This is a genomic window from Leyella stercorea (assembly GCF_019052365.1).
Taxonomy (GTDB): domain Bacteria; phylum Bacteroidota; class Bacteroidia; order Bacteroidales; family Bacteroidaceae; genus Prevotella.
Map to the genome: position 1 here is coordinate 61,103 of NZ_JAHQUY010000002.1, position 25,375 is coordinate 86,477.

The 25,375-nt window shown below is 54.3% G+C and carries 21 protein-coding genes; 4 read left to right on the forward strand and 17 right to left on the reverse strand.

Annotation, left to right across the window (positions count from 1 at the left end):
• Nucleotide 1: 1 nt before the first annotated feature.
• The 11 genes from KTQ90_RS00765 to KTQ90_RS00815 form a co-directional block, all read right to left on the reverse strand.
• On the reverse strand, nucleotides 2–304 hold the full coding sequence (locus tag KTQ90_RS00765) for an ATP-dependent Clp protease adaptor ClpS (RefSeq protein WP_217316833.1): 303 nt from the start codon (nucleotides 302–304) through the stop codon (nucleotides 2–4).
• A 13-nt stretch (nucleotides 305–317) separates the two neighbouring features.
• Nucleotides 318–1,334 (reverse strand): YqiA/YcfP family alpha/beta fold hydrolase, encoded by a 1,017-nt coding sequence (locus KTQ90_RS00770; protein WP_217316834.1) that lies wholly within the window; start codon nucleotides 1,332–1,334, stop codon nucleotides 318–320.
• Between the two features lie 416 nt (nucleotides 1,335–1,750).
• The gene (locus KTQ90_RS00775) at nucleotides 1,751–2,812 is read right to left on the reverse strand and encodes a hypothetical protein (RefSeq protein ID WP_217316835.1); all 1,062 of its coding nucleotides are present in this window, start codon (nucleotides 2,810–2,812) and stop codon (nucleotides 1,751–1,753) included.
• 330 nt (nucleotides 2,813–3,142) lie between these two features.
• Nucleotides 3,143–4,315: an alpha/beta hydrolase-fold protein gene (locus KTQ90_RS00780; protein ID WP_217316836.1), complete on the reverse strand. Its 1,173-nt coding sequence runs from the start codon at nucleotides 4,313–4,315 to the stop codon at nucleotides 3,143–3,145.
• Nucleotides 4,316–4,400: 85 nt separating this feature from the next.
• A complete protein-coding gene (locus KTQ90_RS00785) occupies nucleotides 4,401–6,635 on the reverse strand; it encodes a TonB-dependent receptor (protein ID WP_217316837.1) in 2,235 nt (744 codons plus the stop codon).
• A 327-nt stretch (nucleotides 6,636–6,962) separates the two neighbouring features.
• Nucleotides 6,963–8,717, reverse strand: a complete 1,755-nt coding sequence (locus KTQ90_RS00790; protein WP_217316838.1) for a DUF6377 domain-containing protein — start codon at nucleotides 8,715–8,717, stop codon at nucleotides 6,963–6,965.
• Nucleotides 8,718–8,728: 11 nt separating this feature from the next.
• Complete coding sequence (locus KTQ90_RS00795) at nucleotides 8,729–9,457, reverse strand: NigD1/NigD2 family lipoprotein (protein ID WP_217316839.1); 729 nt, start codon at nucleotides 9,455–9,457, stop codon at nucleotides 8,729–8,731.
• Nucleotides 9,458–9,585: 128 nt separating this feature from the next.
• A complete protein-coding gene (locus tag KTQ90_RS00800; RefSeq protein ID WP_217316840.1) occupies nucleotides 9,586–10,740 on the reverse strand; it encodes a 1-acyl-sn-glycerol-3-phosphate acyltransferase in 1,155 nt (384 codons plus the stop codon).
• A gap of 15 nt (nucleotides 10,741–10,755) precedes the next feature.
• A complete protein-coding gene (locus tag KTQ90_RS00805; RefSeq protein ID WP_217316841.1) occupies nucleotides 10,756–11,763 on the reverse strand; it encodes a D-alanine--D-alanine ligase in 1,008 nt (335 codons plus the stop codon).
• Nucleotides 11,764–11,884: 121 nt separating this feature from the next.
• Nucleotides 11,885–12,964 carry an RluA family pseudouridine synthase gene (locus KTQ90_RS00810; protein WP_217316842.1) on the reverse strand — a complete coding sequence of 360 codons (1,080 nt, stop codon included), beginning with the start codon at nucleotides 12,962–12,964 and terminating at the stop codon, nucleotides 11,885–11,887.
• Nucleotides 12,965–13,130: 166 nt separating this feature from the next.
• The gene (locus KTQ90_RS00815; protein ID WP_217316843.1) at nucleotides 13,131–13,802 is read right to left on the reverse strand and encodes a PASTA domain-containing protein; all 672 of its coding nucleotides are present in this window, start codon (nucleotides 13,800–13,802) and stop codon (nucleotides 13,131–13,133) included.
• Between the two features lie 133 nt (nucleotides 13,803–13,935).
• Here KTQ90_RS00815 and KTQ90_RS00820 point away from each other — a divergent pair, with 133 nt between their 5' ends.
• Nucleotides 13,936–14,931 carry a serine protease family protein gene (locus tag KTQ90_RS00820; protein ID WP_217316844.1) on the forward strand — a complete coding sequence of 332 codons (996 nt, stop codon included), beginning with the start codon at nucleotides 13,936–13,938 and terminating at the stop codon, nucleotides 14,929–14,931.
• Between the two features lie 124 nt (nucleotides 14,932–15,055).
• On the forward strand, nucleotides 15,056–16,258 hold the full coding sequence (locus KTQ90_RS00825) for a GH25 family lysozyme (RefSeq protein ID WP_254359335.1): 1,203 nt from the start codon (nucleotides 15,056–15,058) through the stop codon (nucleotides 16,256–16,258).
• 103 nt (nucleotides 16,259–16,361) lie between these two features.
• Here the strand turns inward: KTQ90_RS00825 and pnp are convergent, their stop codons facing one another.
• Together pnp and KTQ90_RS00835 are read right to left on the reverse strand one after the other, a co-directional pair.
• A complete protein-coding gene (pnp, locus tag KTQ90_RS00830; protein WP_217316846.1) occupies nucleotides 16,362–18,653 on the reverse strand; it encodes a polyribonucleotide nucleotidyltransferase in 2,292 nt (763 codons plus the stop codon).
• Nucleotides 18,654–18,825: 172 nt separating this feature from the next.
• The gene (locus KTQ90_RS00835) at nucleotides 18,826–19,368 is read right to left on the reverse strand and encodes a hypothetical protein (protein ID WP_217316847.1); all 543 of its coding nucleotides are present in this window, start codon (nucleotides 19,366–19,368) and stop codon (nucleotides 18,826–18,828) included.
• Nucleotides 19,369–19,714: 346 nt separating this feature from the next.
• Here KTQ90_RS00835 and KTQ90_RS00840 point away from each other — a divergent pair, with 346 nt between their 5' ends.
• On the forward strand, nucleotides 19,715–20,185 hold the full coding sequence (locus tag KTQ90_RS00840) for a nucleoside deaminase (protein WP_217316848.1): 471 nt from the start codon (nucleotides 19,715–19,717) through the stop codon (nucleotides 20,183–20,185).
• Between the two features lie 90 nt (nucleotides 20,186–20,275).
• Here the strand turns inward: KTQ90_RS00840 and KTQ90_RS00845 are convergent, their stop codons facing one another.
• Both KTQ90_RS00845 and KTQ90_RS00850 read right to left on the reverse strand, forming a co-directional pair.
• Complete coding sequence (locus KTQ90_RS00845) at nucleotides 20,276–21,172, reverse strand: helix-turn-helix transcriptional regulator (RefSeq protein WP_217316849.1); 897 nt, start codon at nucleotides 21,170–21,172, stop codon at nucleotides 20,276–20,278.
• A 345-nt stretch (nucleotides 21,173–21,517) separates the two neighbouring features.
• On the reverse strand, nucleotides 21,518–22,183 hold the full coding sequence (locus KTQ90_RS00850) for a ribonuclease HII (protein WP_217316850.1): 666 nt from the start codon (nucleotides 22,181–22,183) through the stop codon (nucleotides 21,518–21,520).
• Between the two features lie 209 nt (nucleotides 22,184–22,392).
• On the opposite strand from KTQ90_RS00850, the gene KTQ90_RS00855 reads away from it, so the two are divergent.
• The gene (locus tag KTQ90_RS00855; RefSeq protein ID WP_217316851.1) at nucleotides 22,393–22,686 is read left to right on the forward strand and encodes an ATP-binding protein; all 294 of its coding nucleotides are present in this window, start codon (nucleotides 22,393–22,395) and stop codon (nucleotides 22,684–22,686) included.
• 77 nt (nucleotides 22,687–22,763) lie between these two features.
• Here KTQ90_RS00855 and KTQ90_RS00860 read toward each other — a convergent pair whose 3' ends face one another.
• Complete coding sequence (locus tag KTQ90_RS00860; protein WP_217316852.1) at nucleotides 22,764–23,978, reverse strand: cysteine desulfurase; 1,215 nt, start codon at nucleotides 23,976–23,978, stop codon at nucleotides 22,764–22,766.
• Nucleotides 23,979–24,024: 46 nt separating this feature from the next.
• On the reverse strand, nucleotides 24,025–25,368 hold the full coding sequence (gene sufD, locus KTQ90_RS00865; RefSeq protein WP_217316853.1) for a Fe-S cluster assembly protein SufD: 1,344 nt from the start codon (nucleotides 25,366–25,368) through the stop codon (nucleotides 24,025–24,027).
• Nucleotides 25,369–25,375: the final 7 nt, after the last annotated feature.

Genomic DNA, 25,375 nt, shown 5'->3' on the forward strand with positions numbered 1-25,375 from the left:
TTCATTCCGGTTTGCATTCGAGGCGCAGCGGGAAGTTCTCTTCGCGCGCCATCATCGTGGCCTTTCTCACCTTCGATATCGCCACGTCGTAGCTGTATATGCCCACCACGGCGCTGCCGCTCTTGTGCACGGCGAGCATAAGGGCTTCTGCCTCCTCCGCCGACTTGAAGAAGACGGAGGTGAGCACGAGCACCACGAACTCCATCGTCGTGAAGTCGTCGTTGTAGATTATCACCTTGTAGCGGCGCGGCTCGCGGAGGTTGGTGTGGGTGCGGTCGCGCACGGCGGTCTGTTCTTTTGCCATTGTTTTTTTAAAGTTACTGCCCTCCGAGTCGGTCGAAGAACACTATTATCTCTTCCCATGTCTTGAACTCGTCGCTGCCCCACTCTATCTGCGTGCCCATGAATTCGGGCTGCTCCTGCAGCGTGGGCTTCGGTTGTGCGGCGGGCGTGATGAGATAGTCGCCGTAGAGCATCTGGCGCTGGTTGGTGAAGACGATGCGTCCCCAAGCCGGAGCACTCAGGAACTGCTCCACCCAGCGTGTGTCGTCCACCATCTGCTGCGCATTGTCTGACGGCGACGGCGCCACGATGTACACGTTGTAGTGCTCGATGAGCATCTCGTAAGCCTTGTGCATAGACGCCGTGGCGTTGCCGTACGAGTCGCGCAGCGTCTCGATGTCTACGTATACGACGGGGCGCTCGCGGCCTTCCTGTCGGTCGTCGATGTAGCGTATCACGGGTATGAGATAGTGCATCGCCACCTTGTCGGTCAGGCGGTGCTCGCCGTGGAAGCCTATCGCCGTAGGATAGTGCTCGTGGTAGAGGTCGTAGGTGTGCACTACAGGGTCGTTGTCGCCGAAGAGTGCGATGACGCGTGTGCGCTCGTCGGGGTCGGCGGCGTGCTCGAAGTTGTGCGTAGTCATCTCCTGATACTCCTTTATGAGTCCCTTCGTCACGATGAACTCCTGCACTCCGTCCTCGCGCGGGTTCTGAAACACCTGCTTGCCCGTGAACTTCGACATGGTGTCGCCCATCTCGAAGGCTGGGTTCACCAGTATGCGGTCGAATCCGGTGAGCATCTCGGTATACATGCCGCCCATCGACGTGCCTATGATGAGGTCGGGCTGCTCCTCGGCTGCCATCGCCTTCAGCATCTGCAGTCCTTCTTCGGGATGCAGCGGAATGTCGCGCGCCACAACCGTAGCGTTGGGCATCAGCGTGCGCAGCATCTGCACCGTGCCCGACTGTGCCGACGAACCGAAACCGTGTACATACATCAGTTTCTTGCCCCGCATAAGCTCGGGGTATTGCTTTACAAATTGATTTTCCATTGTCGCTTGTCTTACAAACATTTGTGATGGGGTGCGCTTGTCTTATATAAAGAGATGTGCAAAGTTACAAAAACACAGGTTTACGGCAAAATATAGCTTGTCATATTCTGTAGTTTTCTGCGATTTGCACATCATAACATACGAGTAATGATTGTTACCACGAACTGGTAACGATGTTACCTCTGCGCGGTAACGTTGTTACCTGTATGCGGTAATGGCGTTACCACAGCGCGGTAATCACATTATTTGTTGGGCTTTCAGCCCGTCTTTGACCGCCATATTAGTTTTACCGGACAGTAACAGTTAGGCTTTAGCAGGTATTCGTCGGGGTTAAACAAAAAAAGAGGAGTGTGGAATGTGCGGAAACCGGTCCACACACTCCACACTCCTCATTTATAGAAGTTAGGATATGTATTTTAATACTTTGCGCTGAATGTAGCTACAGACAACGTGCGGAAGAGTACGCCGTCCTCGGTGTCCATGAAGTCGCCGTAGATGCGCATCTGCTTGCCATCGAAGCGCACTGTCATGTCGGCGAAGTCGTTGTCGTCGTCGTCATCATCATCGTCGTCGTCCCAGTCGAACGTCTCCCAGCAGCGCAAAACGCCGTTATAAGGGTCAGTCCACTCCCATGTTCCGATTTCAACATCGCCGTCTACGTAGAAGCAAACGAAGGTGCCGCACGGCGAGAAGATCACGCGGTAGCAGTAGTCGTCATTGTCGTCAATGAGGTCGTCCTCGTCGAAGCCCATGCCCTTGCCCTCAGGAGTGAGCGTTGTCTGCTGCATAACGCGGCCTTTCTCGAGCCACTGCTTGCCGTAGCCGATCATCACGTCGCCGGCGAGCAGCCAGTTCTCTGCGCTGTCCATTCTCCACGAGCGGCAGATATGGCGGAGCGGGTCGTCCTGTTTGGTGGTTGTATCAATGGTGACGGTGATTGTTATAGACATGCCGAGACTGTTGGTGTATGTCACAGTGGCTGTTCCTGTCAGCTTTCCGTCCTTTATCTCTATCTTGGTGTTGTTGCTCAGCTGATAAACGCCTTCCTTAACGCGAGTGTATGTACCGTAGATGTAGAGACCGCCGTCGATGACAATCGTGCCGCTGGCGTCAACGGCGCGTGTCTTTAGCGGCTGACCGCCCGACTTCTTGAACATTGTCGAACCGTCGGCTGCGCGCGTTACGCTCATCTTGCTCTTGGGCAGCTTGCCTGCCTTCGGACTTGTGATGAGGAAGTGGCCGTCGGCGAAAAGCTCAATCGAGGCGAACTCCTGGTTGGTATTGCCCCACGACTTCACGTTCAGCTTGATGGCGTCGTCGGCATTCTTCTCCTTGTCGCAATTGCCTACTTTAAATTCTTTTGATGGCTTGGCGCTGTCTGGTACGCCCAACTGTCCATTGTTATCGTCGCTGTCGCAAGCTGTAAAACCAAAAGCTACCAGGGCGATAAGAAACGAGAAAAGAGTTTTTTTAATCATAATAATAGGTTTTTAAATTAATAGATAGAGTTAACAGATAAGTATGTGTGTTTTTGTTATCATTTCAGTCGTTTTTGATGCATAAACGAAAGACTTACACACGTTTCATATACTGATTGCAAAGATATGCGTTAAAAATATACGCAACAAGAAGATATTCCTAAAAATCCTAAAAACGCAGCAAGCGTTTAGTTAAAAAAATATTGCTGTCTGCCAAAAGTCTTCGGAAATAAGAAGCTTTTAGCTGACAGCAATAAAATATGTACTAATTCTTTAATTTTTGTTTTATGCTTTGCCTATTGTTTCAAGTGCATTATTGCTCAAAGTGCATTACTTGAACAGCTGTGGGATGAACAACAGCGAGTACTGACGCCAGTTGCTCCAGAGATGGCCGCGTGAGCTCTCGTGGAATGTGTACTTCAGACCGTCCTTGTTCATGCGCTCCATGAGCTGCTTGTTGAACGGCATCAGTCGGTCGGCGTTGCCGCAAGCGATCCAGTAGAGTTTCGGGTTGCTCTGAGCCAGCTTAGAGAGCTTGCCGTCGAGGTTGGCGTATGCCGGAATCGCCTCCATATTGATCTTTGTGAAGTCAACGCCAGCAGAGTAGAGACCGATGTAGTTGAACATGTCAGGATAGTTGGCTGTGATCATAAGCGTGTGCATACCACCCATCGACAGACCGGCGATAGCACGGTGCTGCTTGTCGGCTATGGTGTTGAACGTAGCGTCAACATAGTTCACGATTTCGGGGAAAGCCATCTCGTAGAGTCCGTCCTTGTAGTGAGGGAGGAAGTTGGTCATCACCGGCTTGTAGTTGAGGTTCTCTGCTGTCTCGCCTGCAGCAGCCTGCTTGCCGAAGTTGCCGTTAGGCATTACTACGATCATCGGTTCGCACTTGCCCTCAGCGATGAGGTTGTCCATGATGCGCGAGATGTTGCCAAGCTCGAGCCATGCGTTCTCGTCGCCGCCACTTCCGTGGAGCAGGTAGAACACCGGATACTTCTTGTCTGTCTTGCCGTATCCGGCAGGCAGATATACGTTCATGCGGCGGTCGGCATTAACGGTGTTAGAGTGATACCACACAGTACGTACCTGGCCGTGAGCTACGTCCTTCACCTGATACTCGTCGGCAGCGCCACCGCCAACATAGAAGATGCTGAACACGTTGCCCACGTCGCGGCGTGTGAACGGATTGACGGGGTCGACGCTTACCACGCCGTCTACGTCGAAGCGATATGTGAACATCTCTGAGGTGAGCTGCGGAGTGGTGTACTCCCATACGCCGTCCTTGCCCTTCTTCATCGTGCCCTGACCATTGTTCTGTTCCCAGTCTGCCAGCACCTTCACGCTCTTGGCCTTCGGAGCCTTGATGCGGAATGTAACGGTGCGGTCGCTGTTCACCTGCGGCGAAACCAGCTTGCCTTCGCGGAACGAGATGTTCTGCTGTGCGCTCATGCTCAAAGATGCGAGCAGAGCAGCCATTGCTACAAAAATTCTTTTCATAGATTTTGCTTTTAATTAAATGGTTATTATGTATTCCTATTACTTATTTATACTACTTGTCTATACTGTCTGTTCTACTCTGACTTTAGAAGTTGAGCTTTGCGCCGAACTCCACTGTGAACGGGCGGATATAGTTGCCAGCCATGATGGTGCCTGCATACTGCGAGCCGTCGGTGATGAGTTCAGAGCCAGGGATAGTGCCCTGAGCGCCGCGCTGGTTGAGGAAGTTGACGACGTTCACGTTGAATGTGAGCATCTTGCTTGCCTTGTAGCTTGCGCCTGCGAAGGTTTCCCAGCGTCCGTTGAAGTATACCGAGTTGCCTACGTTAGCATACTGCTTGCCGTAATAGCGGAACGAGGCCCAGATATTGAAGCGGTCGTATGTGTAGTTGGGGTCGAGCTCAACGATAAGCTTCGACTGCTTTGTAACGGTCTTGCCGCTGAAGTCGTAAGTCTTGTTGAATGCCTCGAACTTGTAGCCTGTGTATTTCGGGCTCTGCAATGTGACCATAGCGTGGAATGTGAAGCCCTTGAACGGTGTGAACATAGCGTCGGTGGTCCATCCCATTGTCTCGATACCGCTTGATGCGCCTACCATTACGGGGTCTTCGTTCGGGTTCTCGCTCATCACGGTCAGACGGCTGTAGTCGTTGGTACGGCGTGCGTATGTGAATGCCGAAACGAGGTTCACGAACGAGCTGTTGAAGAAGATGCCGGCACGTCCGAGGATGAACGGACGGTTGTTGTAGTAAGGCAGCGAGGTGCCTGAGTAAGCCTCCAGGTGACGATACTGTCTGAGGAAGTTGATCTCGCCGGTGAGTCCGAAGTTGTGTGTGATGTTATATGTAGGCGAAACAGATACGGCGTAGTTCAAGCCGGTGTTTGTGTGGTGGGTAATGCCTACGGTCTTCTTGTTGCCTTCTGCATCGGTATAGTTGGCGCCGATATGGAAGTCGCTGAAGCGCTTGTCGCCGATATAGTCGACACCGAGGTTGAACAGCTCGACACGTGCGCCATAGCCCATACGGAAGTTGCGCGAAACGCGCCATGTGTCGTTTACGTATGCTGCGAGCTTGTTCTCGAAGCCCTTGTCGTACTCGCTAGAACCGTTGAGGTTGGCATACTCAACGCCGTTATAGATGAGCTTGCGCGGATTGGGCGCCACTTCATGATAATACTGTGTGGTGCTGCGTGCATAGTCGATGTTGCTGTACAGCTCGTTGATACCGAAAGCCCAGTCGTGGCTGGCGGTCTTCTTCTGCAGTTCGGCTACGAACAAAGCGTCCTTCACGCAGAAAGCGTTAATCTGCGAGAGTCGGCGCTGGATGGTGCCGTGGAACGCATCGCCGTTGTCGGCATACGTAGCGTCGGCATCCTCGTAGAAGCCCATTGTGAGTTGGTCGCCGCTGTGTCCCTTAGAGTGAGAGAACTTACCCTTTACAGCCAGCGAGAGGTTGTTGCCCAGATCGTAGTCGAGAAGGGCTGTTGCCTCGTGTGTGCGTGTCTTGATAATGTCGTAGAGGTTGTCGGTTACGAGCTTGCCGGTCTTCACGTCGCGGTATTGCATCATGCCGTCTACGGGCAGATACGAGTCGCGGCCCATGCGGAAGTTCTTAAGCTCCGACACCTTGCCGTCGCCGTCGTATGTGAACGGAGCGTAGTTGGCAAGCGCTGTAAGCGGATGGGTCTCGTTATACTTGTAGAACACGCTGAAGCGTCCGCGGTCGTCGTTGAAGAGATGTGTGAGTCCGGCTGTGTAGAACTGTGCACGGTCGATATAGTTGGTGAACTTCAGGTTCATGCTGCCCGGGTCGAAGTTCTGGTAGGTGCTAAGTGTGAAGTAGGTCTTCTTGGCGAGTTTGCCAGAGAGGTTGAGGTCGAAGTTCTGTGCGCCGAATGTGTTGGTCTGATACTTCAGCTTGCCCTTGAACTTCTCGCCGCCACGCTCCATATACGAGTCGACACCATAGCCGATCTCGCCGAACTTGATGGCTGTCGTGGCGATGTTCTGCAAGCCCTGACGTGCCAGCAACTGCTCGCCGCGCCAGTGGTTGCTGGTGGTATTCGGCCAATAATAGTATACGGCAGGCAAGCCGTCTACAGATACTGCGGTGTAGCTCATAGGCAGACCTATCTCTACCTGACGAGGCTCGGTAGCATCCTTTGCGTTGAGCATTACGCCGTGGTCGTTGCTTGCGGTTTTTGTGGTGTCCTCCAATGCAATGACCGACTTATTCAAAGTGTCGGCATTTGCAGACAATGCGAGGAAAATAGAAGCCACTGCCAGAAGCGATGGTAACAATAACTTTCTGCGATTCATAATAATTTAAGTTTTTACGGTTTAACGTTGCAAGTTTCGGTTTCGGTTGAATCATATCGCGTCCTGATTTCTATAGTGTCCGAATCGGGTTGCGTCTGATTTCGGTTGCAAAATTAGCTTCCCGTTCAAACGTTTGCAAAAAATATACGGTATATACCCACCATGTGGTATATACCGTTATTGATTATCAGCAAGTTATGTTTTTGTTGTATACTTCAGAATATACCTTTTCAAACGGGAAAAATACGCTGTCTGCGATAACAACAAACAAGAAAAAGGAGCAATGCGATAAAAAATATCACTTAAAAATGCTCCTTCCACTCGGTTTTAAGCCATAAGGCGTTTGTAGAATTCGTCTTTTTCATAGAGCGAGGCGTTGAGCACGCGTGTCTTGTAGCTCTTTATGGTGTTGACCGAATAGTTGAGCGAGTGGGCAAGGTCGTCGTTCTTGGTTATTCCGAGTCGGATGAGTGCGAAGATGCGCATCTCTGTCGTGAAGCGTTCGTCGCTTCGCGGCGTCACGCGGTTCTCCTCGTGCAGCAGACTGTTGAACTTCTCGGGGAAGTCGGGGTAGAGCATCAGCAGCATGTTGTCGAGCGAATAGAGCGTGTCGAACGCTTCGCCGTGCTGCTGGTCGAACACGGCACGCAGTCCGTCGTAGTCCTTGATGGTGAGACGGCGCAACACCTCCTTGCGCAGCTTCTCTATAGCCGACTGGTGGTTGGCGCTTGCCACAATGAGCTGTCCGAGCACCGCCTCCTTGATGTGTCCTGCCTCAAGTAGACGGGCGTTGATGTCTTCTATCTGGCGGCTCTTGTCGGAAAGGCTCTCCACCTGATGCTCGATGAGTGACTTCTGGCGATGGAGCTTTCTCGACTGGCGCACCACTTTCAATATGGCACCGCACAACAGCATCACTACAACAGCCAGAGCACCGAAACCTATGAGCAGACGCATGCGCTGCTTCTGCGTATAGGCATACATGTCGCGGTCTATCTTCGGATAGCTTGCGGCTATCTCCGAGTAACGGTAGCGCGAGTGGAACACCTCGGCGTTATGCATAGCCACATTGATGAGCATGTACGAGCGTGTGACGTCGCCCGTGATGTACGCCACCTCGGCTATCTTGCGTGCGGCTGCATACTCCTTCGAGCCGCGCCGTATCTCTTCTATGCCCGACAGCGATATGTATTTTGCAGCAAGTGCATATTCGCACATTCCCATATAGTTGTAGCCGAGGTTGCCCAATGCGTTCGGATAATAGTCGGACGTGGGCGAGAGTTTCTTAAGCAGACGCTTGCTCCACTTCACCGCCTCAGCGTATTTGGTAAGGTGGAAGTTGAGCTTCACATTCATGTCGTCGAGTATCCACGAATCTTTCGGCAACAGCTTGCACGCCTGGAGGTAATATGCCTGCATGCGCTGATAGTAGACGTTGGGGGTTGACATACGGCGGGGGAAGTAGAAGCCGTTTTCAAACTCAAGATTGAAGGCTGCCACGAGATAGTTTATTCTTACGGGCTGCGTACAGCGTTCTTCGTCGATGGTAGCAAGCGCTTCTGATGCCTCACGGAAGAAGCCACAGTTGGTGTATATTTCCACCTTATATAATATAGCCTGCGCTACCAGACTATAGTTGCCGGTCTGAAGGGCTGCAGCCTCGCATTGCTGCGCAGCATCAAGCGCCGGCTTTAAGGACAGACGTGCGTATTCGTCGAAGAGCATTGTCCACAGCTCGTACTTCTGCTGCGGCGAAGAGGCTTGCGCCATTCTGCTCTCCAGCTTGTCTATGCGTGCCTTGGCTTGAGCGTCATACATGGCTGTGCTGTCTAACACGCTGCATATAGCGTCGATATATGGGCGCACCTCGCTGCTCATCTTGCGGCACACGTCCGCACCGCGCTTGTTGAACGCCGCCTTCATCTTGACTATAGACATTCTTGTGAGCGTACTGATTGTGTCGGGGGCGGCAGCCATAGCCGGTGTGGCTATAGTAAGCAGCAGGATAGAGACGAAGAATGAACTTGTTCTGCGCAACGCTCTGTCGAGTATGGCGGAAACTATTGATTTACAATACTGCATAGATTGTATGTTTATAGATTGCTAACGGCTACCTTCACTACTTTCTTGCCGTTATAGGTGTTAAGGGTAAGTTCTACGGTGTCGGCTTCCTCAAGCAATTGCGTGGGGATGCTGACATATTGCTGCACGGTGTAATAAGCGGGCACGCCGCCCTGGTCGTGATAGAGTGTGAGGTGGAGTGTGCGGCGTCGGTCGGCGTCGGTGGTCGTGCCGTGGCTAACGATGCCAAGGGTGTGCAGGGCGTCGTCGGCTTCTGTCTTGCCGCTCTTAAGGAGCAGCGAGAGGTTGATGTAGCTTTTGTTCTTCGACAGCCAGATGCTCTCGAAGCCCACGGGGTCGGTGCGCAGCGTTTCCATATCCTCAGCCTCAACGGGGCGAAGCACGGAAACGGGGCGGACGGAGCGCGCGCGAACAATAGACGTAGCCGTAGGATTGGAGGCTGCAGCGTCAGAAGCAGCTACCGTCTTGTCGTAATAGAGCAGGGCGCGGTAGACAGAGTCGGGGCGTGTGAGCCAGTCCTGCGCGAACGGGTTGGAGAACTGCAGCGTGGTGCCATCGTCGAGCAGAGCCGAACGCACCGACTTGTCTTGCGACGTGTGCAGCAGCACGAGGTCGGCGGTGAGATAGCTGTTCGGTCCGTCGCCGGCGTCGTAGCTCTCGGAGGTGCAGGCTGTGAGGGTTATCAGAAAAGCTATAACCGCAAGACTCTGCTTGATATGTTCGCGGAATATGTAGGACATTGGCATGAGGGTTTTGGGTAAAAAAAGAGGGTTAAAAAAAAGTAGCGGAGGTCTCCGGCCTCCGCAGCACCAAGTCGAACACTAATATCGCCGGTTGCTGCGGAGGCAGGAGACCTCCGCTACTATATTTAAATCACACTGAGCTGATTGATAGCCGGGTTGGCGTACATGGTGAGTATGTGCTCACGCAGGAACGCCCAATCAGGGTTGGGCAGCTGTATCTTCTTGAGCTGTGCGTCGAGATAAGCCTCAAAGCGCTGGCGGTCTTCAGCCGTGTAGCGGTCGGCGTGCTCGTCGGTGCCGCGCAGAAGGTCGAGCGCCACGAAGTTGGACGGGTACAAGCGGTAGCCGCGCCATATCTCGTGGTCGAGATGCTCGGCAACAGCAACGTAGAACTCGTTCTTCGGCATGTCGTCGGGCAGCGCACGCAGCCACTCGTCGATGCACGGCGCAGCCTGGTAGTGGATGTGTCCCTTGTAGCCCATTATGCCGGTCTGCATGCTCACCACGTCATCCATCGGACCCTTCTTCCAGTCTGCCACATCGCGGCGCAACTGGAACTCCTGTGCCTTGAGGAAGTCGCACGGGTCGTACTCGTATGATATGGCGAGCGGCACGAGGTGGAGCGAGAGCAGGCGTTCCTTTATAGAACCCTCGCCGCCCATGGTCATCATCTTGAGTATAGCCTCTGCGGTGCGGTCGTTGGAGTCCTTGGCGCGGCCTTCGCGCTGCGCAATCCATACGTTGTCGTTCTTCTCGGCAATGACAAAGTGCATGTACTCGGCGAGCAGTTTAGACGCAGCGAGCATCTGTCGCATAGGCAGCGAGCGCTGCACGATGAACGACTTGTTGAGGCGCACGATGTCCTTCACCCAAGGCAGCTTGAGGAGGTTGTCGCCGATGGCTATCTCGGTGGTTGTATCGCAGCCGGCGTCGAAGAGCAGCATGTGGAGCAGCGCCGAGTCGAGCACGATGTCGCGGTGGTTGCTGATGAAGGTGTAGCGCTTGCTGAGATCGAGGCTTGCGAAGTCGGCGTCGCAGCCGAGCGATGCCTTGGCAAGCAGGTTCTTCAAGAAGCCGTAGCAGAACGCTTTCTGAAACTCGAGATTGGTCTTGCATTGGTGCATCTTCTGCCGTATAGCCTCAACGGGCACACCGGGATAGAGGTATGCCAGCACTTGACAGAACTGTTCGTTCTGCACCAAACGGTCGAATACTTCGGGGAGCTCTTCCGGCTCAAACGGGCGGATAGAGTCGTATTTGTGGAGTTGTTCAGGTGTCATAGGGGAATTTTGAATTCAACACTTGAATTGGTTCTCTACGATGTCGGTCAGCACTTCCTTGATGTCGAGACCTGCGGCGCGCACCTGCTGCGGAATGAAGCTGGTGGCAGTCATGCCCGGCGTAGTGTTCACCTCAATCATGTTTATCTTGTCGTTGCCGTCTGCATCCTTCGAGATGATAAAGTCGATGCGGATGATGCCATTGCAGTGGAGGATGTCGTAGATGCGGCTCACCTCCTCAGCCACGCGCTTTGCAGTCTCGGGAGAGATGCGCGCCGGAGTTATCTCCTGCACCTGTCCGTTGTACTTTGCGTCGTAGTCGAAGAACTCGTTGCTTGTAACGACCTCGGTTGCAGGGAACACCACCGACTTCTCGCGTGTCTTGTAGCAGCCGATTGAGATCTCGGTGCCTTGCAGGAAGCTCTCTATCATCACCTCGTCGCTCTCCATGAAAGCCACGCGCAGAGCCGGCGCAAGCTGGTCTACGTTCTTCACCTTCGACACGCCGAAGCTCGATCCGTCGGCAGCCGGCTTCACGAAGCAAGGCATACCAATCTCCTTCTCGATGAACTCGTCAGAGTATCTCGACTCTTCGCCGCGGCGCACGAGGATGCTCTTCGCCACGTTCACGCCCCAACCGCGCAGATAGTTGTTGAGCACGTACTTGTCGAAGGTCATAGCCTCAACGAGCACGCCGCTTGTGCTGTACGGGATGTGTAGCAGTTCGAAGTAGCCCTGCATCACGCCGTTCTCGCCCGGTGTGCCGTGGATAGTGATGTAGGCGTAGTCGAACACCACAGCCTTGCCGTCGAGCACGAACGAGAAGTCGTTCTTGTCGATTGGCGCTGTTGTGCCGTTGGGCAGGTTGACATGCCAGTCCTGACCCTTCACGTCAACGATATAAATGTTATAACGCTCCTTGTCGAAGAAGGAGTACAAACCCTGCGCAGAACGTATTGATACGTCGTGCTCAGAAGAGTCGCCACCGCAAACGATGGCAATGTTGCGTTTTAATGTATCCATAGTGATTATTGTTTTAGGGGTGAGTATTCTTTTTACTAAACTAAGGCGGCGTTTAAGCCGAACTAAGCCTCTTTAAGCCTTTCTAAGCCTTTGATGGAAAACTTATCGCAGTTCTATGCTCTTACTGCTGTGCAGTGCTGAATGTGTCGCGGGTTGTGCCCTTCATGTATCCGCGCCACTTCTCTATGAGCTGTGCAAAGTCGTCGGGCCACTCGGATGTGAAGTCCATCTGCTGCTTTGTCTTCGGATGGACGAAGCCGAGCGTACGGGCGTGCAGCGCCTGGCGTGAGCAGGCTTTGAAGCAGTTGTTGATGAACGCCTTGTATGTAGCCGAGCGCTCGCCGCGCAGAATCTCCATGCCGCCGTAGCGTTCGTCGCCGAAGAGCGGATGACCGATGTGCTTCATGTGGGCACGTATCTGGTGTGTGCGTCCGGTCTCAAGGCGACACTCGACGAGCGTCACGTAGCCGAAGCGCTCAAGCACACGCCAGTGGGTTACGGCTTCCTTGCCGATGCCCGAGTCGGGCGACATTACGGTCATGCGCAGACGGTCTTTCGGGTCGCGTGCTATGTTGCCTTCGATGCGTCCTTCGTCTTCGGTGAGGTTGCCCCATACGAGAGCGTTGTACGAGCGATGGGTTGTCTTGTTGAAGAACTGCAAGCCGAGCGACGTCTTAGCCTGCGGAGTCTTCGCCACAACGAGCAGACCCGATGTGTCTTTGTCGATGCGATGCACGAGTCCCACTTCGGGGTCGTTGGGGTCGTAGCTCTTCAGGTCGCGCAGATGCCAAGCGATGGCGTTGACGAGCGTGCCGGTGAAGTTGCCGGCTCCTGGATGAACCACCATGCCCGCCTCCTTGTTTATCACCATCACATCCGAGTCTTCGTACACTACGTTGAGCGGCAGATCTTCTGCCACGATGCTTGTGTCGTGGCGCGGACGGTCGAGCATGAGCGTCACCACATCGTTTGGACGCACCTTGTAGTTGCTCTTCACGGGGCGCTCGTTGACGTGTACAAAGCCTGCATCGGCAGCCTTCTGTATGCGGTTGCGCGACGAATGGGGCAACTTCTCGCACATGAACTTGTCGACGCGCTGCGGCTCCTGGCCTGGGTCGGCAACAAAGCGGAAGTGCTCGTAGAGCTGACCGGTTTCGTCGTCGTCTTCGATTGGGGGTGTGAGGATATCTTCTTCTATCATATTCTTGTCTTTTAGGCTAAGCCGAATTTAGGCAGCGTTTAAGCCAAACTAAACCTGTCTAAGGCAGCGTTTAAGCCGAACTAAGCCTTCTTAGGCCTTTCTAAGCCCTCCCCGACGGGGAGGGTTGGGAGGTTTTTTTTTACTTTTTTACCTTTTTACTTTTATTCTACTCCGTCGGACCTGTCACTTCATGAAACTGGTCTACATCGCCCGACTCGTAGAACTCGTCTTCCTTGGCGTCCTCTATCGGAGCATCGGTGTAGTTGATGTCCATGTCGACATCGCGCTGTCCGCTACCCACCTCGATTGTGATGTAGTCGTTCACCGACACCTTGTCGCCTGCAACGACGTGGCGTCCTTTCACGGTGAGCCCGTACACCCAGTCTTTCTCGCCGTCTACGAACGTGGGCTGCGTGAGCTTGAAGCCCATCGCCGAGAGCTTAGCCATCGCCTCGCGCAACGACGAGTTGTCGATGACGTCGGGCACGGTGATGGTAGGCGTCTGCGTGGCGTTCACGGTGAGGTATATCACGTGACCCGACTTCACACGCTCGCCCGGCGCAGGCGACTGTTCGAGGATGCAGTCGGGGCGCATGCCTGGCACGTATCCCGTGTCGCTCACCACCACCTGCAGTCCGCTCTGCTTGAGCAGATACTCGGCGTCGCTGAACGCCTTGTGGCGCACGTTGGGTATCTGCACCACTTCGCCATGATGGGTGTATATATCAAGTCCGAACTTCACTCCTATGCACACTGCAAACACCACCGCAACCATTGCGGCGATATTCCCCCAGAGGTAACGGCTCTTGAACTTGCTGAAAAACTCAGATGTATTCATACTCTTTATGTATATATAAGTATGTACAAAGATACGACTATCGTAGCAATTCACAAAATATATGCTAAAAAAAGCGCGAACTTATTGATATATTTTGTAATTTCGCATGAAATTACAAAAAGCGTAAAACACTATGAAAGATACATATAAGAAAGCTTTTTACATTGCAGCCTGCGTGTTCGGCGTAGCGCTGGCGTCGTGGGCTGTATGGCGGTTGCTGCCGTCGTCGGCTGACGAGATGAAGCGCTGCGCCGTGGTGGTGAACGCAGAGTCGTGGCACGAGGTGCGGGTGGACGGCAAACCGCTGCTCTACTTCGCCGAATGTTATGGCGACTCGGCTGTGAGCGACCTAAGAACCGTGCGCAACGAGGCCCTCCATAGCACTTATTCGGCTGGTTTCTGGACAAACAGATGGCTCATGATGCCGTCGTGCGAGGGAAGGATTGTCACGGCGATAGAGACACCGACCGACGCTCTGCGCGCCTGCGCCGACTCTACGATAATGCGCCTCTGCCGCGAGGCGGCTGCCGCACGGCTCAAGACGCTGAAGCATCAGAAGTCGGAGCTCAACTACTATATGCGTGTTCACAGCGTGCACGACTACGGCTATCAGGATGTGGCGACTTTGGACACTCGCGTCTGCAGCGAGTATGCCGAGGCTGAGCGTGTGCTGCACATCATCGACAGCATTACTGCCGGCAAGCACGGCGTATGCGTTAAGACGCGACACGAATACACGGCGACCTACCGCACGGAGGAGGGCAAGCTGGTGCGCACCCGGCTGCGCTTCGTGGGTTCTGCCGACGGACTGACGCTGCTGCAGACCGCCGAAGGCAAGACGCCGGAGGGCGTAGCGACGCTCGCTCTGCTGCCGTGGAACGCTTCTGACATCGGCGAAGCACGCGCCGTAGGCTTCCCGACAATAGCTGTAAAAGGCATGGAGTGCGACACGGTCTCGGCACGCATCCTTCCTGCACGGATAGCGCAAGGCGGCAAGCACAATCTGCCGCAAATGCTGGCTGGCAACGGCACGCCCGTATTCAGCACAAAGGGCAGATTCGTAGGCATGGTGAGCGGCGACACCATCGCTGCAAGGAAAACGATAAGGAGGATTTTGAACTTCGAGTGATAGGATGGTATGACATTCATGCCATACCCACGCAGCCACAAAGCATCCACAAATCATATAATACATTGTATGGAGGATGAGTAAGAACTCTATTTATGCGAAAGTTACTAAAAACGAAACGACAATGAAGGCAATCAGATACACTATCTCGCTGTGTCTCGCCCTACTCTGTCTCTGCGGATGCAACGATATTCCGCACGACGGCGAGGCAATAATTGGGCACGGCGCTACAAGATACTATGGCGGCACGAAGCAGGGCAAGTACGACGGATACGGCGTGCTCTACGTGGGCGACAGCGTGGTGTACGCCGGACAGTGGCGCATGGGAAAGCGCTACGGAAAGGGCGTCAGCCACGACTCGCTGGGCCACCGCATCGTGGGCAGATGGCGCGCCGACACGCTCGTCAGCGGAACATGGCGCGACTCTACGGGCACGTACAGCGGTACGCTCAACCGCGACGCAATAGCCTGCGGACACGGCACGTTCACCGACCGCAAGCAGAACCTCTATCAGGGCGAATGGACTGACGGCAAGCGCAACGGATTCGGCTTCGCACTCACAGCCGGAAAGCACATGCAGCTGGGCGAATGGAAACGCAACCGCTTCCTGGGCGAGCGCATTGAGTATCGCGCCGACCGCATCTACGGCATCGACATATCGCGCTTTCAGCACGAGAAAGGACGCAAGCGCTATGGCATCGACTGGAAGCGGGTGCGCATCACCAATCTCGGCAAGCTATCAAGGAAGCGCATCGCTGGCGCAGTCGACTATCCCGTGTCGTTCTGCTACATCAAGTCGACGGAGGGCGCAACGATAAAGAACCGCTACTTCCGCACCGACTATGCTGCGGCTCGCGCCCAAGGCATAAAGTGCGGCGCCTACCACTTCTTCTCCACTCGCACGCCCGGCGCCAAGCAGGCACGCCACTTCCTGAAGTACAGCACGTTCCGCAAGGGCGACTTGCCGCCGGTGCTCGACGTCGAACCGACGTGTGCTCAGATACGCGCCATGGGCGGACCGGAGGCGTTGTTCCGCAGCGTGCGCCAATGGATCAGGGTTGTGAAGGCGGCTACGGGCGCCCGACCGGTGCTCTACATATCGCAGTCGTTCGTTAACCGCTACCTGCCGCTCGCACCCGACCTGAAGCGCGACTATATCGTGTGGATTGCCCGCTACGGCGAGTACAAGCCCGACGTGCGCCTCGCCTACTGGCAGCTCTGCCCCGACGGACATGTGCGCGGCATTACGCCCGAGGTTGACATCAACGTGTTCAACGGATACCGCAACGAGTACGAGGAGTTTCTGCGCAACGAGTGCATTAAATAAAAAAAGCTGCATCGCAAACCGAATTGCGATGCAGCTTTTTTTTATGTATTTAGCAGAAGCAGCGGAGCATGTGTCCTGCTGCTTCCGTGTTTGTCTTCAGCGATTAGAAGTCGTTGTTGTGATCGAGCGAGTCGTTGAAGTCGCGCGGCTCACGATGCTCGCGGTTCTCACGACGACCGTCGCGACGCTCGCCACCCTCACGGCGCGGACGACGCTCACCACGCTCGCCACGCGGACGGCGCTCACGCTCTACATATCCCTCCGGCTTCTCGAGAAGCACGCGGTGAGAGAGCTTGTACTTGCCAGTCTTCGGGTCGATCTCCATGAGCTTCACCTTGATCTTGTCGCCTTCCTTGATGCCAGCCTCTTCAACTGTCTCAAGACGCTTCCAGTCGATCTCAGAGATGTGGAGCAATCCGTCCTTGCCCGGCATGATCTCTACGAAGCAGCCGTAAGGCATGATTGAACGAACTGTGCCCTCGTATACCTCGCCTACCTCAGGGATAGCCACGATAGCCTTGATCTTGCCAAGCGCAGCGTCGATAGCGTCCTTGTTAGGAGCCGATACCTGCACCTTGCCTACGCCGTCTGCCTCGTCGATAGTGATAGTAGCGCCGGTGTCCTCCTGCATCTGCTGGATGATCTTGCCACCAGGGCCAATCACAGCGCCGATGAACTCCTTCGGTATCTCGATCTGAACGATGCGCGGTACCTGCGGCTTCAGCTCCTTGCGCGGCTCAGAGATAGTCTCCATCATGCATTTGAGGATGTGCTCGCGGCCTTCCTTAGCCTGCATAAGAGCCTTCTCGAGAATCTCGAAGCTCAGACCGTCGCACTTGATATCCATCTGTGTAGCTGTCAAGCCTTTGGGTGTACCGGTTGTCTTGAAGTCCATATCGCCGAGGTGGTCCTCGTCGCCGAGGATGTCGCTAAGCACAGCGTACTTTTCCTCGCCCGGGTTCTTGATAAGACCCATTGCGATGCCTGATACCGGAGCCTTCATCGGAACACCTGCGTCCATGAGGGCGAGTGTGCCGGCACATACTGTAGCCATTGAAGACGAACCGTTAGACTCGAGAATCTGGCTCACGAGGCGCACTGTGTAAGGGAAGTCCTCAGGAATCTGACCCTTCAGACCGCGCCATGCCAAGTGGCCGTGACCAATCTCGCGACGGCCTACACCGCGCTGAGCCTTAGCCTCGCCTGTGCAGAACGGCGGGAAGTTATAGTGGAGGAGGAAACGCTGGTAGCCGCGCTCGAGCACGTCGTCAACCAACTTCTCGTCCATCTTTGTACCGAGTGTACATGTAGAGAGCGACTGTGTCTCGCCACGTGTGAAGATAGAGCTTCCGTGAGGCATCGGCAGCGGAGAAACCTCGCACCAGATAGGACGGATGTCTGTAGTCTTACGACCGTCGAGACGCTTGCCCTCGTCGAGGATGCAACGGCGCATAGAGTCGCGCATAACGTCGGCGTAGTAGCGCACCATCTCTGCGTGCTTCTCGTCGAGCTCCTCAGCGGTGAGGTCTGTGTGAGCTGCGTCGTAAGCCTCCTGGAAGTCAGAGAGAATCTTGTCGAAAGCCTCCTCGCGCGACTTCTTGTCGTGGTCGCCCGACTCTGCGATAGCGTAGCACTTGTCGTAAGTCTCCTTGCGGAGCTGCTCGCGGAGTTCCTCGTCGTTCACCTCGTGGCAGTACTCGCGCTTAACATCTGTGCCAAGCTCCTTAGAGAGCTCTGTCTGCAGTTCGCACATCGGCTTGATAGCAGCCATAGCAGCCTTCAACGCGCCGATCATGTCCTGCTCCGAAACTTCCTTCATCTCGCCCTCTACCATCATGATGTTCTCTGCAGAAGCGCCTACCATGATATCCATGTCGGCATCCTTCATCTGCTCGAAGGTAGGGTTGATAACGTACTCGCCGTTGATGCGTGCTACACGCACTTCTGAAATCGGGCACTCGAAAGGTATATCTGAACAAGCCATAGCGGCTGAAGCTGCAAATCCAGCGAGAGCATCAGGCTGGTCAACGCCGTCGGCGCTGAGAAGCATAATCTGCACATATACCTCTGCGTGGTAGTTAGACGGGAAGAGCGGACGGAGCACACGGTCTACGAGACGCGATGTGAGGATCTCGTTGTCGCCCGACTTGCCTTCACGCTTTGTGAAGCCGCCAGGGAAACGGCCTGCTGCTGAGTACTGCTCTTTGTAGTCTACCTGCAAAGGCATGAAATCTGTTCCGGGAACTGCATCTTTTGCGGCACAAACAGTGGCGAGAAGTACGGTGTTGCCCATACGCAGTACAACACTTCCGTCGGTCTGCTTTGCCACTTTCCCGGTCTCAATGCTGATGGTTCTGCCATCAGGCAATGATACTGTCTTTGTAATTACGTTCATCTAAATCTTTATTTACATCAAAAAAATTGTAATATGTGAGCAAAGTTAGTCAATTTCAATGGTATAAACGAACAATCGCCGATTATTTTTGTTTTTTTGTATAATTTTCCACTGCAGCATCTGCAATCATAGGAGGTACGCTCCTCAGAGCCATGCAAGCCCCGTTTGTTATTCAGAACTTGAAACTCAGCCCTACACCCAATGTTTTTCTGTTTGTCAGATTATCATTGAGCATGCTGACGTTGGCAGAAAGCGCCAATTTCTTTTGATGATGGGCTGCTATAAGGAATGACGTGGTCCATATCACACTTGCTCCGAATGAGGCGGCTAATCCGATGGCAAATGGATTAACTCCGGGGCCGTTTTCTTGAAAAGATGCAACGTATGCCGTTCCTAATAAGCAATATAAGCTGGCTAAAAAGAAGACACTGCCGCCCACCCAAGCTGTCCACTTGAATATTCTTGCCTTCTTCAACCGCTTAGCGGAAGTGTCTTCAGCGATACTTTTCTGCAATTCGGCGTCCGACACAAGTGTGTCGTTGTGTTGCAGCAAAGTGAAGTTCTCTGACTTGACATCTGTGCCATAATTTTCCAACACCGTTACCGTCGAAGTAGCGGTTGGGTTGGCGTCATTGGCGATGGCGTCTTGAGCGTTGACGGCAAGTGAGCATATCACGACTGCCATCAGCATAAAGAATCGTAGACTTCTCATCATTTCTTATGTTGTTATGCCAGCATATAATCTGGCATAGGGTTAGACATAAGCAAATTTAGTGGTTTACCTCGAAATAACAAACAATAAAAAGAATTATTTGATAAATTCGTTTATTATGCGTACATTTGCATAAACGGGAGCCGTCGTGCTCTACCACCGCTTGTGCGGTTTCAATCCATGCGGCGTGTGCGGCTTTGTTGGTGCATACTTGCTTTGTTGGTGCATACTTGCTTTGTTGGTGCATACTTGCTTTGTTGGTGCACTTCTTGCTTTGTTGGTGCACTTGAGACAAGTGCACCCCCTATAAATAGCACATTACCCTATGACCTTAAAGAAAAATAAAGATATGGACAAGAAAAACGAATTTATGCGCCGTGCAATAGAGCTCTCCGAGGAGAGTGTGCGCACTGGCGGCGGACCGTTCGGAGCGGTCATCGTGCGTGGCGACGAAATCATCGCCGAGGCGTCTAACAGCGTTACTATCGACAACGACCCTACAGCGCACGCCGAGGTGAACTGCATACGCAAGGCTACGCGCCGCTTAGGCACGTTCGACCTCGCCGGATGCGACATCTATACCTCCTGCGAGCCGTGCCCTATGTGCTTGGGCGCCATCTATTGGGCGCATCTCGACCGCATCTTCTACGGCAACGACCGCAAGGATGCTGCCGCCATCGGCTTCGACGACGACTTCATCTATCAGGAGATACCGCTCAAGCCCGAACAGCGCCACAAGACGATGCAGCGTCTGATGGGCATGGAGGCGCTCAAGGCGTTCCGCATGTGGGAGGAGAGCGCCGAGAAAACAGAATATTAAAATTAGTAATGGAGGTCTCCGGTCCTCGGCAGCACAAAGTCGAATATAAACAAGGCTAACTGCTGCGGAGGCCGGAGACCTCCGCTACTGTTATACAGCCTTGTTCATGCTCTTTTTCTTTCCGGCAAGATAAGCCTTAAACTCCTCGCAGCCAATCACTTCTATATCCTCGTAGAGTCCGAGCACGAAGCGGCCTATGCCGAGGAACGACACCACTTCGCCTTCGAAGATCCAGGCGGTGTCACCATCGGCGGTGAAGCACTTTGCCGACTGCGGATACTCCTCCACCATGAGGTTGTAGGAGAGCAGTCCCATGCGCATTTTCACCATGTAGCGCTGCTCACCAGTGAACATGAACATGTCGGTGTACATCTGCTTGTGGCGGTCATCGAAGGTCCAGGGCACGTCGATTATCTCCACCGACTCCATGCGCGACAGTCGGAACGTCTTGTTCTCGTGCGAGCGTATCTCGTGACAGCGCACGTCGCGCTCGTCGTTCATCAGCTGGTACGGCTCCACGATGCGGTCGGTGACGGTGTTGCTGTGGGGCGAGGCGTACTTGTGCAGCACTACCATCTTGCGCGTAGCCATCGCCTCGCGCAGCTTCGCCACGCAGTCGTTCATGCGGCGCTGCAGTTCGGGGTTGACGGCGTCGGGCAGGTTGAACGATCGCGAGAGTTTCTGGCGTATGTTCACGGCTGTATGGTCGCGCGTGCCGTCGGTGTCGAGTCGGCGGCAGATGTATGCAGCCTCGTATTCGGAGAGCGAGATGTGCTCGTGCAGACGGCGGAAGAACGACGACGAGCGGTCGAGCCGATACGTGGTGCCGGTCTTCTGCAGATTGAAGCCGCAGTCGCGCAGGTAGTCGAAATAATAGTAGAGATTGCGGCGCGTGATGCCGAGGCGGTCAGCTATCTGCTGCGCCGTGTAGCTGTTGTTCTCTGTCAGTATGAGTATAAGGTCGAGTTCTCGACCATATTTATCCATTCGCATTGTTGTTGATGTTTAGTAGATTTGTTTTGTAGTTTTTCTTTTTCTCGTTGCTTTCTATAGATCAGTAGTTTTCTTTTTCGGGTCGTGCAGCGGACGGTGTCGACGCGGACGGCGGACGGTGTCGACGCGGACGGCGGACGGAATCCGATCGGACGGCGGACGGAAACCGATCGGACGGCGGACGGTGCCGATGACTTTTGAACAGAAGGTATAAGACTTGCTGCGAATTTTTGAGCCTTTATAAGCCTGACTAAGCCTTTCCAAGCCTTTATAAGCCAGACTAAACCTTTTAAACCTTTTAAGTCTTTCTAAGCTGAGGGCGTTCTGTTCTAAGCAATCCTAAGCCTTCCCCGACCGGGAGGGTTGGGAGGGGCTCTCCTCAAACTTCAGTTCGAGTTGTCCTCCGCTCAGCAGGTTGTAGCTCATTCGGTGGTAAGGCGTGGTGCCGTGCAGGCGTATGCCCTCGCGGTGCGCCTTTGTAGGATAGCCCTTGTTCTTCTGCCAGTCGTAGTAGGGATATTCCTCTGCGAGCCGGTCCATGTATTCGTCGCGGAATGTCTTTGCGAGAATGCTCGCTGCGGCTATCGACTGATACTTGCCGTCGCCTTTCACTATCGTTGTGTGGGGCAGATCGCGGTAGGGAGTGAAGCGGTTGCCGTCGACGATGATGGCTTCGGGGCGCACGGTGAGTTGGTCGAGCGCGCGATGCATGGCGAGGAAGCTGGCGTTGAGTATGTTTATGCGGTCTATCTCCTCGGGCGTAACCACGCCTACAGCCCACGCCACGGCGTCGCGCACTATCTGGTCGCGCAGTGTGCGGCGTGCTTTCTCGGTGAGCTTCTTCGAGTCGTTGAGCAGAGCGTTGTCGTAGTTGGGCGGCAGAATGACTGCGGCGGCGTATACGCTTCCGGCAAGACAGCCTCTGCCAGCTTCGTCGCAGCCTGCTTCGACGAGGTCGGTATAGTAATGGGGCAGCAAATGTGGCTTACTTTCCTGTTTTTTCATTGTTGTCTGTTTCAATGTGCAATAAACCCACTTACGGGTGCAACTCTTTTCCGTTTGCAAAGTTAGCTTTTATAATACAAACTACAAAGCGATTGTAATATTTCTTTAACAAAGAAATACGGAAAGTGAAATGTTATTTCCATAAAGCCCACTAATTTTGCAAGCGAAGATAAGAAACAATATGTATCACCTTATATAATATATAGATTATGGAAAAGAACATCACACTCCAGCAGTCGGACATCCGTGTTATCAACGCAAAGCAGGTGCAGACTTCTGCCCTACTCTACGGCATGAAAAAAGCCGCAACCGCTCCGATGGAGTGGTTACGGCAGTATTATTCGAGCGTGCTCGAGCGCGAGGTGACTATGGGTCAGACTCTGCGCTACCTGCATGCGCAGCTTGCTTTCGTTATGTGCGTATTCCCTACATACGACTCGCTGCTTGTGCATCTCGGCGTATGCGCTTGGATGCTATGGGCGGTACTGAAGTGCAGAGGATAGGTTACTGAAGTGCAGAGGATAGGCTGCCGATGCGGCGCCTCTGCGTCATAGATGTCTGCGTGCTGCGCTGCGCGGCATCAGAACATCTGGCTCACGCGCTTCACTCCAGCCACGAGAGCGTCCACTTCTTCCTTCGTGTTGTAGAGTCCGAACGAGGCACGCACCATGCCCTGTATGCCGAAGCGGTCCATAACGGGCTGTGCGCAGTGGTGACCGGTGCGCACGGCGATGCCGAGTCGGTCGAGCAGCGTGCCCATGTCAAGATGATGTATGTCGCCCACGAGGAACGACACCACGGCGTCCTTGCCCTCGGTGGTTCCGAAGAGTCGCATGCCGTCTATCTCCGCCAAACGCTTCATGCAGTAGTCGGTGAGCTCGCGCTCGTGTGCGGCGATGTTGTCCATGCCAAGCGCCGATACATAGTTGAGCGCCGTAGCCAGTCCGTGCGTAGCCACATAGTCGGGCGTTCCGGCTTCGAACTTGAACGGCAGTTTCTCGAAGGTGGTCTTCTCGAAGCTCACGCTTTCTATCATCTCACCGCCTCCTTGATAGGGCGGCATGCGGTCGAGCCATTCTTCCTTGCCGTAGAGCACACCGATGCCGGTCGGTCCGTATATCTTATGTCCGCTGAAGGCGAAGAAGTCGCAGTCGATTGACTGCACGTCTATGGCGAAATGGGGCGTCGATTGCGCTCCGTCTACGAGCACCGGCACGCCGTGCTCATGCGCTATGCGCACAATCTCCTTCACGGGGTTCACTGTTCCGAGCGTATTGCTCACGTGAGCCACACTTACAATCTTCGTTTTCTCAGAGAACAGCTGCTCGTATGCCTGCATGTCGAGCTTTCCGCTGTCGTCCATCGGAATCACCTTCAGCGCAATGCCGCGTTTCGCTGCCTGCAACTGCCAGGGAACGATGTTCGAGTGGTGCTCCATTACGGACACTATCACCTCATCGCCTTCCGCCATGAACGCTTCGCAGAACGATGCAGCCACGAGATTGATGCTCTCCGTGGTGCCGCGCGTGAAGATTATCTCTTCTGTCTTCGGCGCGTTGATAAACTGGCGCACGGTCTCGCGTGCCGCTTCGTGCAGGTCGGTGGCGCGCTGCGAGAGATAGTGTACGCCGCGATGCACATTGGCGTTAGCGTTGAGATACTCTTCGCGCATGGCGTCGAGCACGCACAACGGCTTCTGCGTGGTAGCTCCGTTGTCGAGATAGACGAGCGGACGGTCGTAGACGATGCGCGAAAGGATTGGGAAATCGGCGCGTACCTTATTTATATCGTACATGATGTTGTTAAGTTGAAATGGTGAGATGGTGAGAATTCTCTACTAATTACTTGCAGAGCTTGCAGCCCTCACACTTGCTCAGTTCGCCGCGGAAGCGCTTCTCCACGAGATAGTGCAGGCGGTCGCGCAGCGGTTCGAGCTGTATCTTGTCGATAACCTCGTTGATGAATGCGAACTCGAGGAGCAGCTTTGCCTCCTTCTCGCTGATGCCGCGCTGACGCATGTAGAACAGAGCCGCATCGTTGAGCTGACCCACGGTAGATCCGTGCGAGCACTTCACGTCGTCGGCGTATATCTCGAGCATCGGCTGCGTGTACATACGCGCTGTCTTTGTGGCGCAAAGGTTCTGGTTCACCTCCTCCGACACGGTGTGCTGTGCGCCGTGACGCACAAGCACTCTGCCTGCGAAGGCTCCCGTCGCCTTGTCGTTGAGCACGTACTTGTAGAGTTCGTGACTCGTGCAGTGCGACACCTGGTGATCTATCAGCGTGTTGTTGTCCACGTGCTGTGTCTTGTCGGCTATGACGCAGCCGTTGCACCAGCACTCTGCGCCCTCGCCCTTGAGCTGCACGTCGAGTCGGTTGCGCGTGACGCCGTTGTGCAGCGTGATAACGTTGTGGTTGAACCGAGAGTCGCGCTCCTGCTCTACGTATACGTTCGAGATGCGTGTATTCTTGTAGTGAGTCTCCTCCATGCAGTAGAGGTCGAGCGATGCGTTTGCTCCGACGTAAGCCTCAATCACCTGGGTTGTGAGGAACTGCTGGTCGTCGGCAGCGTGGTCGCAGAAGAGGAACTTTGCGTTGGCGCCCTCCTCCATCACGATGAGCACGCGGCGGTTCACCATCATAGCCACGTCCGAGCGCAGGATGTTGATGACCTGCACGGTCTTGTCGACAACGACATTGCGCTTCACGTGAACGAGCAGACCGTCCTGCGCCAGCATAGTGTTGAGTGCTGTCACGGCGTCTTCGTCGCTCTTCGCCAGACGTGCGTAGTGCTTAGCCACAAACTCGGGGTGAGCCTTCGCGTATTCGGCAAGCGACGCCACCTCGATGCCTTCGGGGAGGTTCTCCTTGGGCTGCAGCGACTGGCGGAACTGGTCGTTGACGATGAAGTAGAGCGATGTGCTGAGGTTGGGCACGTCGCAGCGGAACGCCTTATACGGGTCTACCGGCACTTCAAGACGATTGATGTTCAGTCCGTAGTTGGGATCGAAGAGCTTGTCTATCGTTGTATATTTGTATCGCTCCACTTTTCGCGAAGGGAAGCCGAGACGCTCGAAGCTGTTGAAGGCTTCGTCGCGCACAGCGTTCAGCACGTCAGCGCTGTGCGCGCAGATCTGCTCGCGACATTCGCGGTAGAGGTCGATGTATTGTTGTTCTGAAGTCATTGTTCTG

Excerpts from the sequence above, each read along its gene's own strand:
- KTQ90_RS00765 (WP_217316833.1), bottom strand. The coding sequence starts at position 304 with ATGGCAAAAGAACAGACCGCCGTGCGCGACCGCACCCACACCAACCTC.
- KTQ90_RS00770 (WP_217316834.1), bottom strand. The coding sequence starts at position 1,334 with ATGGAAAATCAATTTGTAAAGCAATACCCCGAGCTTATGCGGGGCAAG.
- KTQ90_RS00775 (WP_217316835.1), bottom strand. The coding sequence starts at position 2,812 with ATGATTAAAAAAACTCTTTTCTCGTTTCTTATCGCCCTGGTAGCTTTT.
- KTQ90_RS00780 (WP_217316836.1), bottom strand. The coding sequence starts at position 4,315 with ATGAAAAGAATTTTTGTAGCAATGGCTGCTCTGCTCGCATCTTTGAGC.
- KTQ90_RS00785 (WP_217316837.1), bottom strand. The coding sequence starts at position 6,635 with ATGAATCGCAGAAAGTTATTGTTACCATCGCTTCTGGCAGTGGCTTCT.
- KTQ90_RS00790 (WP_217316838.1), bottom strand. The coding sequence starts at position 8,717 with ATGCAGTATTGTAAATCAATAGTTTCCGCCATACTCGACAGAGCGTTG.
- KTQ90_RS00795 (WP_217316839.1), bottom strand. The coding sequence starts at position 9,457 with ATGTCCTACATATTCCGCGAACATATCAAGCAGAGTCTTGCGGTTATA.
- KTQ90_RS00800 (WP_217316840.1), bottom strand. The coding sequence starts at position 10,740 with ATGACACCTGAACAACTCCACAAATACGACTCTATCCGCCCGTTTGAG.
- KTQ90_RS00805 (WP_217316841.1), bottom strand. The coding sequence starts at position 11,763 with ATGGATACATTAAAACGCAACATTGCCATCGTTTGCGGTGGCGACTCT.
- KTQ90_RS00810 (WP_217316842.1), bottom strand. The coding sequence starts at position 12,964 with ATGATAGAAGAAGATATCCTCACACCCCCAATCGAAGACGACGACGAA.
- KTQ90_RS00815 (WP_217316843.1), bottom strand. The coding sequence starts at position 13,802 with ATGAATACATCTGAGTTTTTCAGCAAGTTCAAGAGCCGTTACCTCTGG.
- KTQ90_RS00820 (WP_217316844.1), top strand. The coding sequence starts at position 13,936 with ATGAAAGATACATATAAGAAAGCTTTTTACATTGCAGCCTGCGTGTTC.
- KTQ90_RS00825 (WP_254359335.1), top strand. The coding sequence starts at position 15,056 with ATGAAGGCAATCAGATACACTATCTCGCTGTGTCTCGCCCTACTCTGT.
- pnp (WP_217316846.1), bottom strand. The coding sequence starts at position 18,653 with ATGAACGTAATTACAAAGACAGTATCATTGCCTGATGGCAGAACCATC.
- KTQ90_RS00835 (WP_217316847.1), bottom strand. The coding sequence starts at position 19,368 with ATGATGAGAAGTCTACGATTCTTTATGCTGATGGCAGTCGTGATATGC.
- KTQ90_RS00840 (WP_217316848.1), top strand. The coding sequence starts at position 19,715 with ATGGACAAGAAAAACGAATTTATGCGCCGTGCAATAGAGCTCTCCGAG.
- KTQ90_RS00845 (WP_217316849.1), bottom strand. The coding sequence starts at position 21,172 with ATGGATAAATATGGTCGAGAACTCGACCTTATACTCATACTGACAGAG.
- KTQ90_RS00850 (WP_217316850.1), bottom strand. The coding sequence starts at position 22,183 with ATGAAAAAACAGGAAAGTAAGCCACATTTGCTGCCCCATTACTATACC.
- KTQ90_RS00855 (WP_217316851.1), top strand. The coding sequence starts at position 22,393 with ATGGAAAAGAACATCACACTCCAGCAGTCGGACATCCGTGTTATCAAC.
- KTQ90_RS00860 (WP_217316852.1), bottom strand. The coding sequence starts at position 23,978 with ATGTACGATATAAATAAGGTACGCGCCGATTTCCCAATCCTTTCGCGC.
- sufD (WP_217316853.1), bottom strand. The coding sequence starts at position 25,368 with ATGACTTCAGAACAACAATACATCGACCTCTACCGCGAATGTCGCGAG.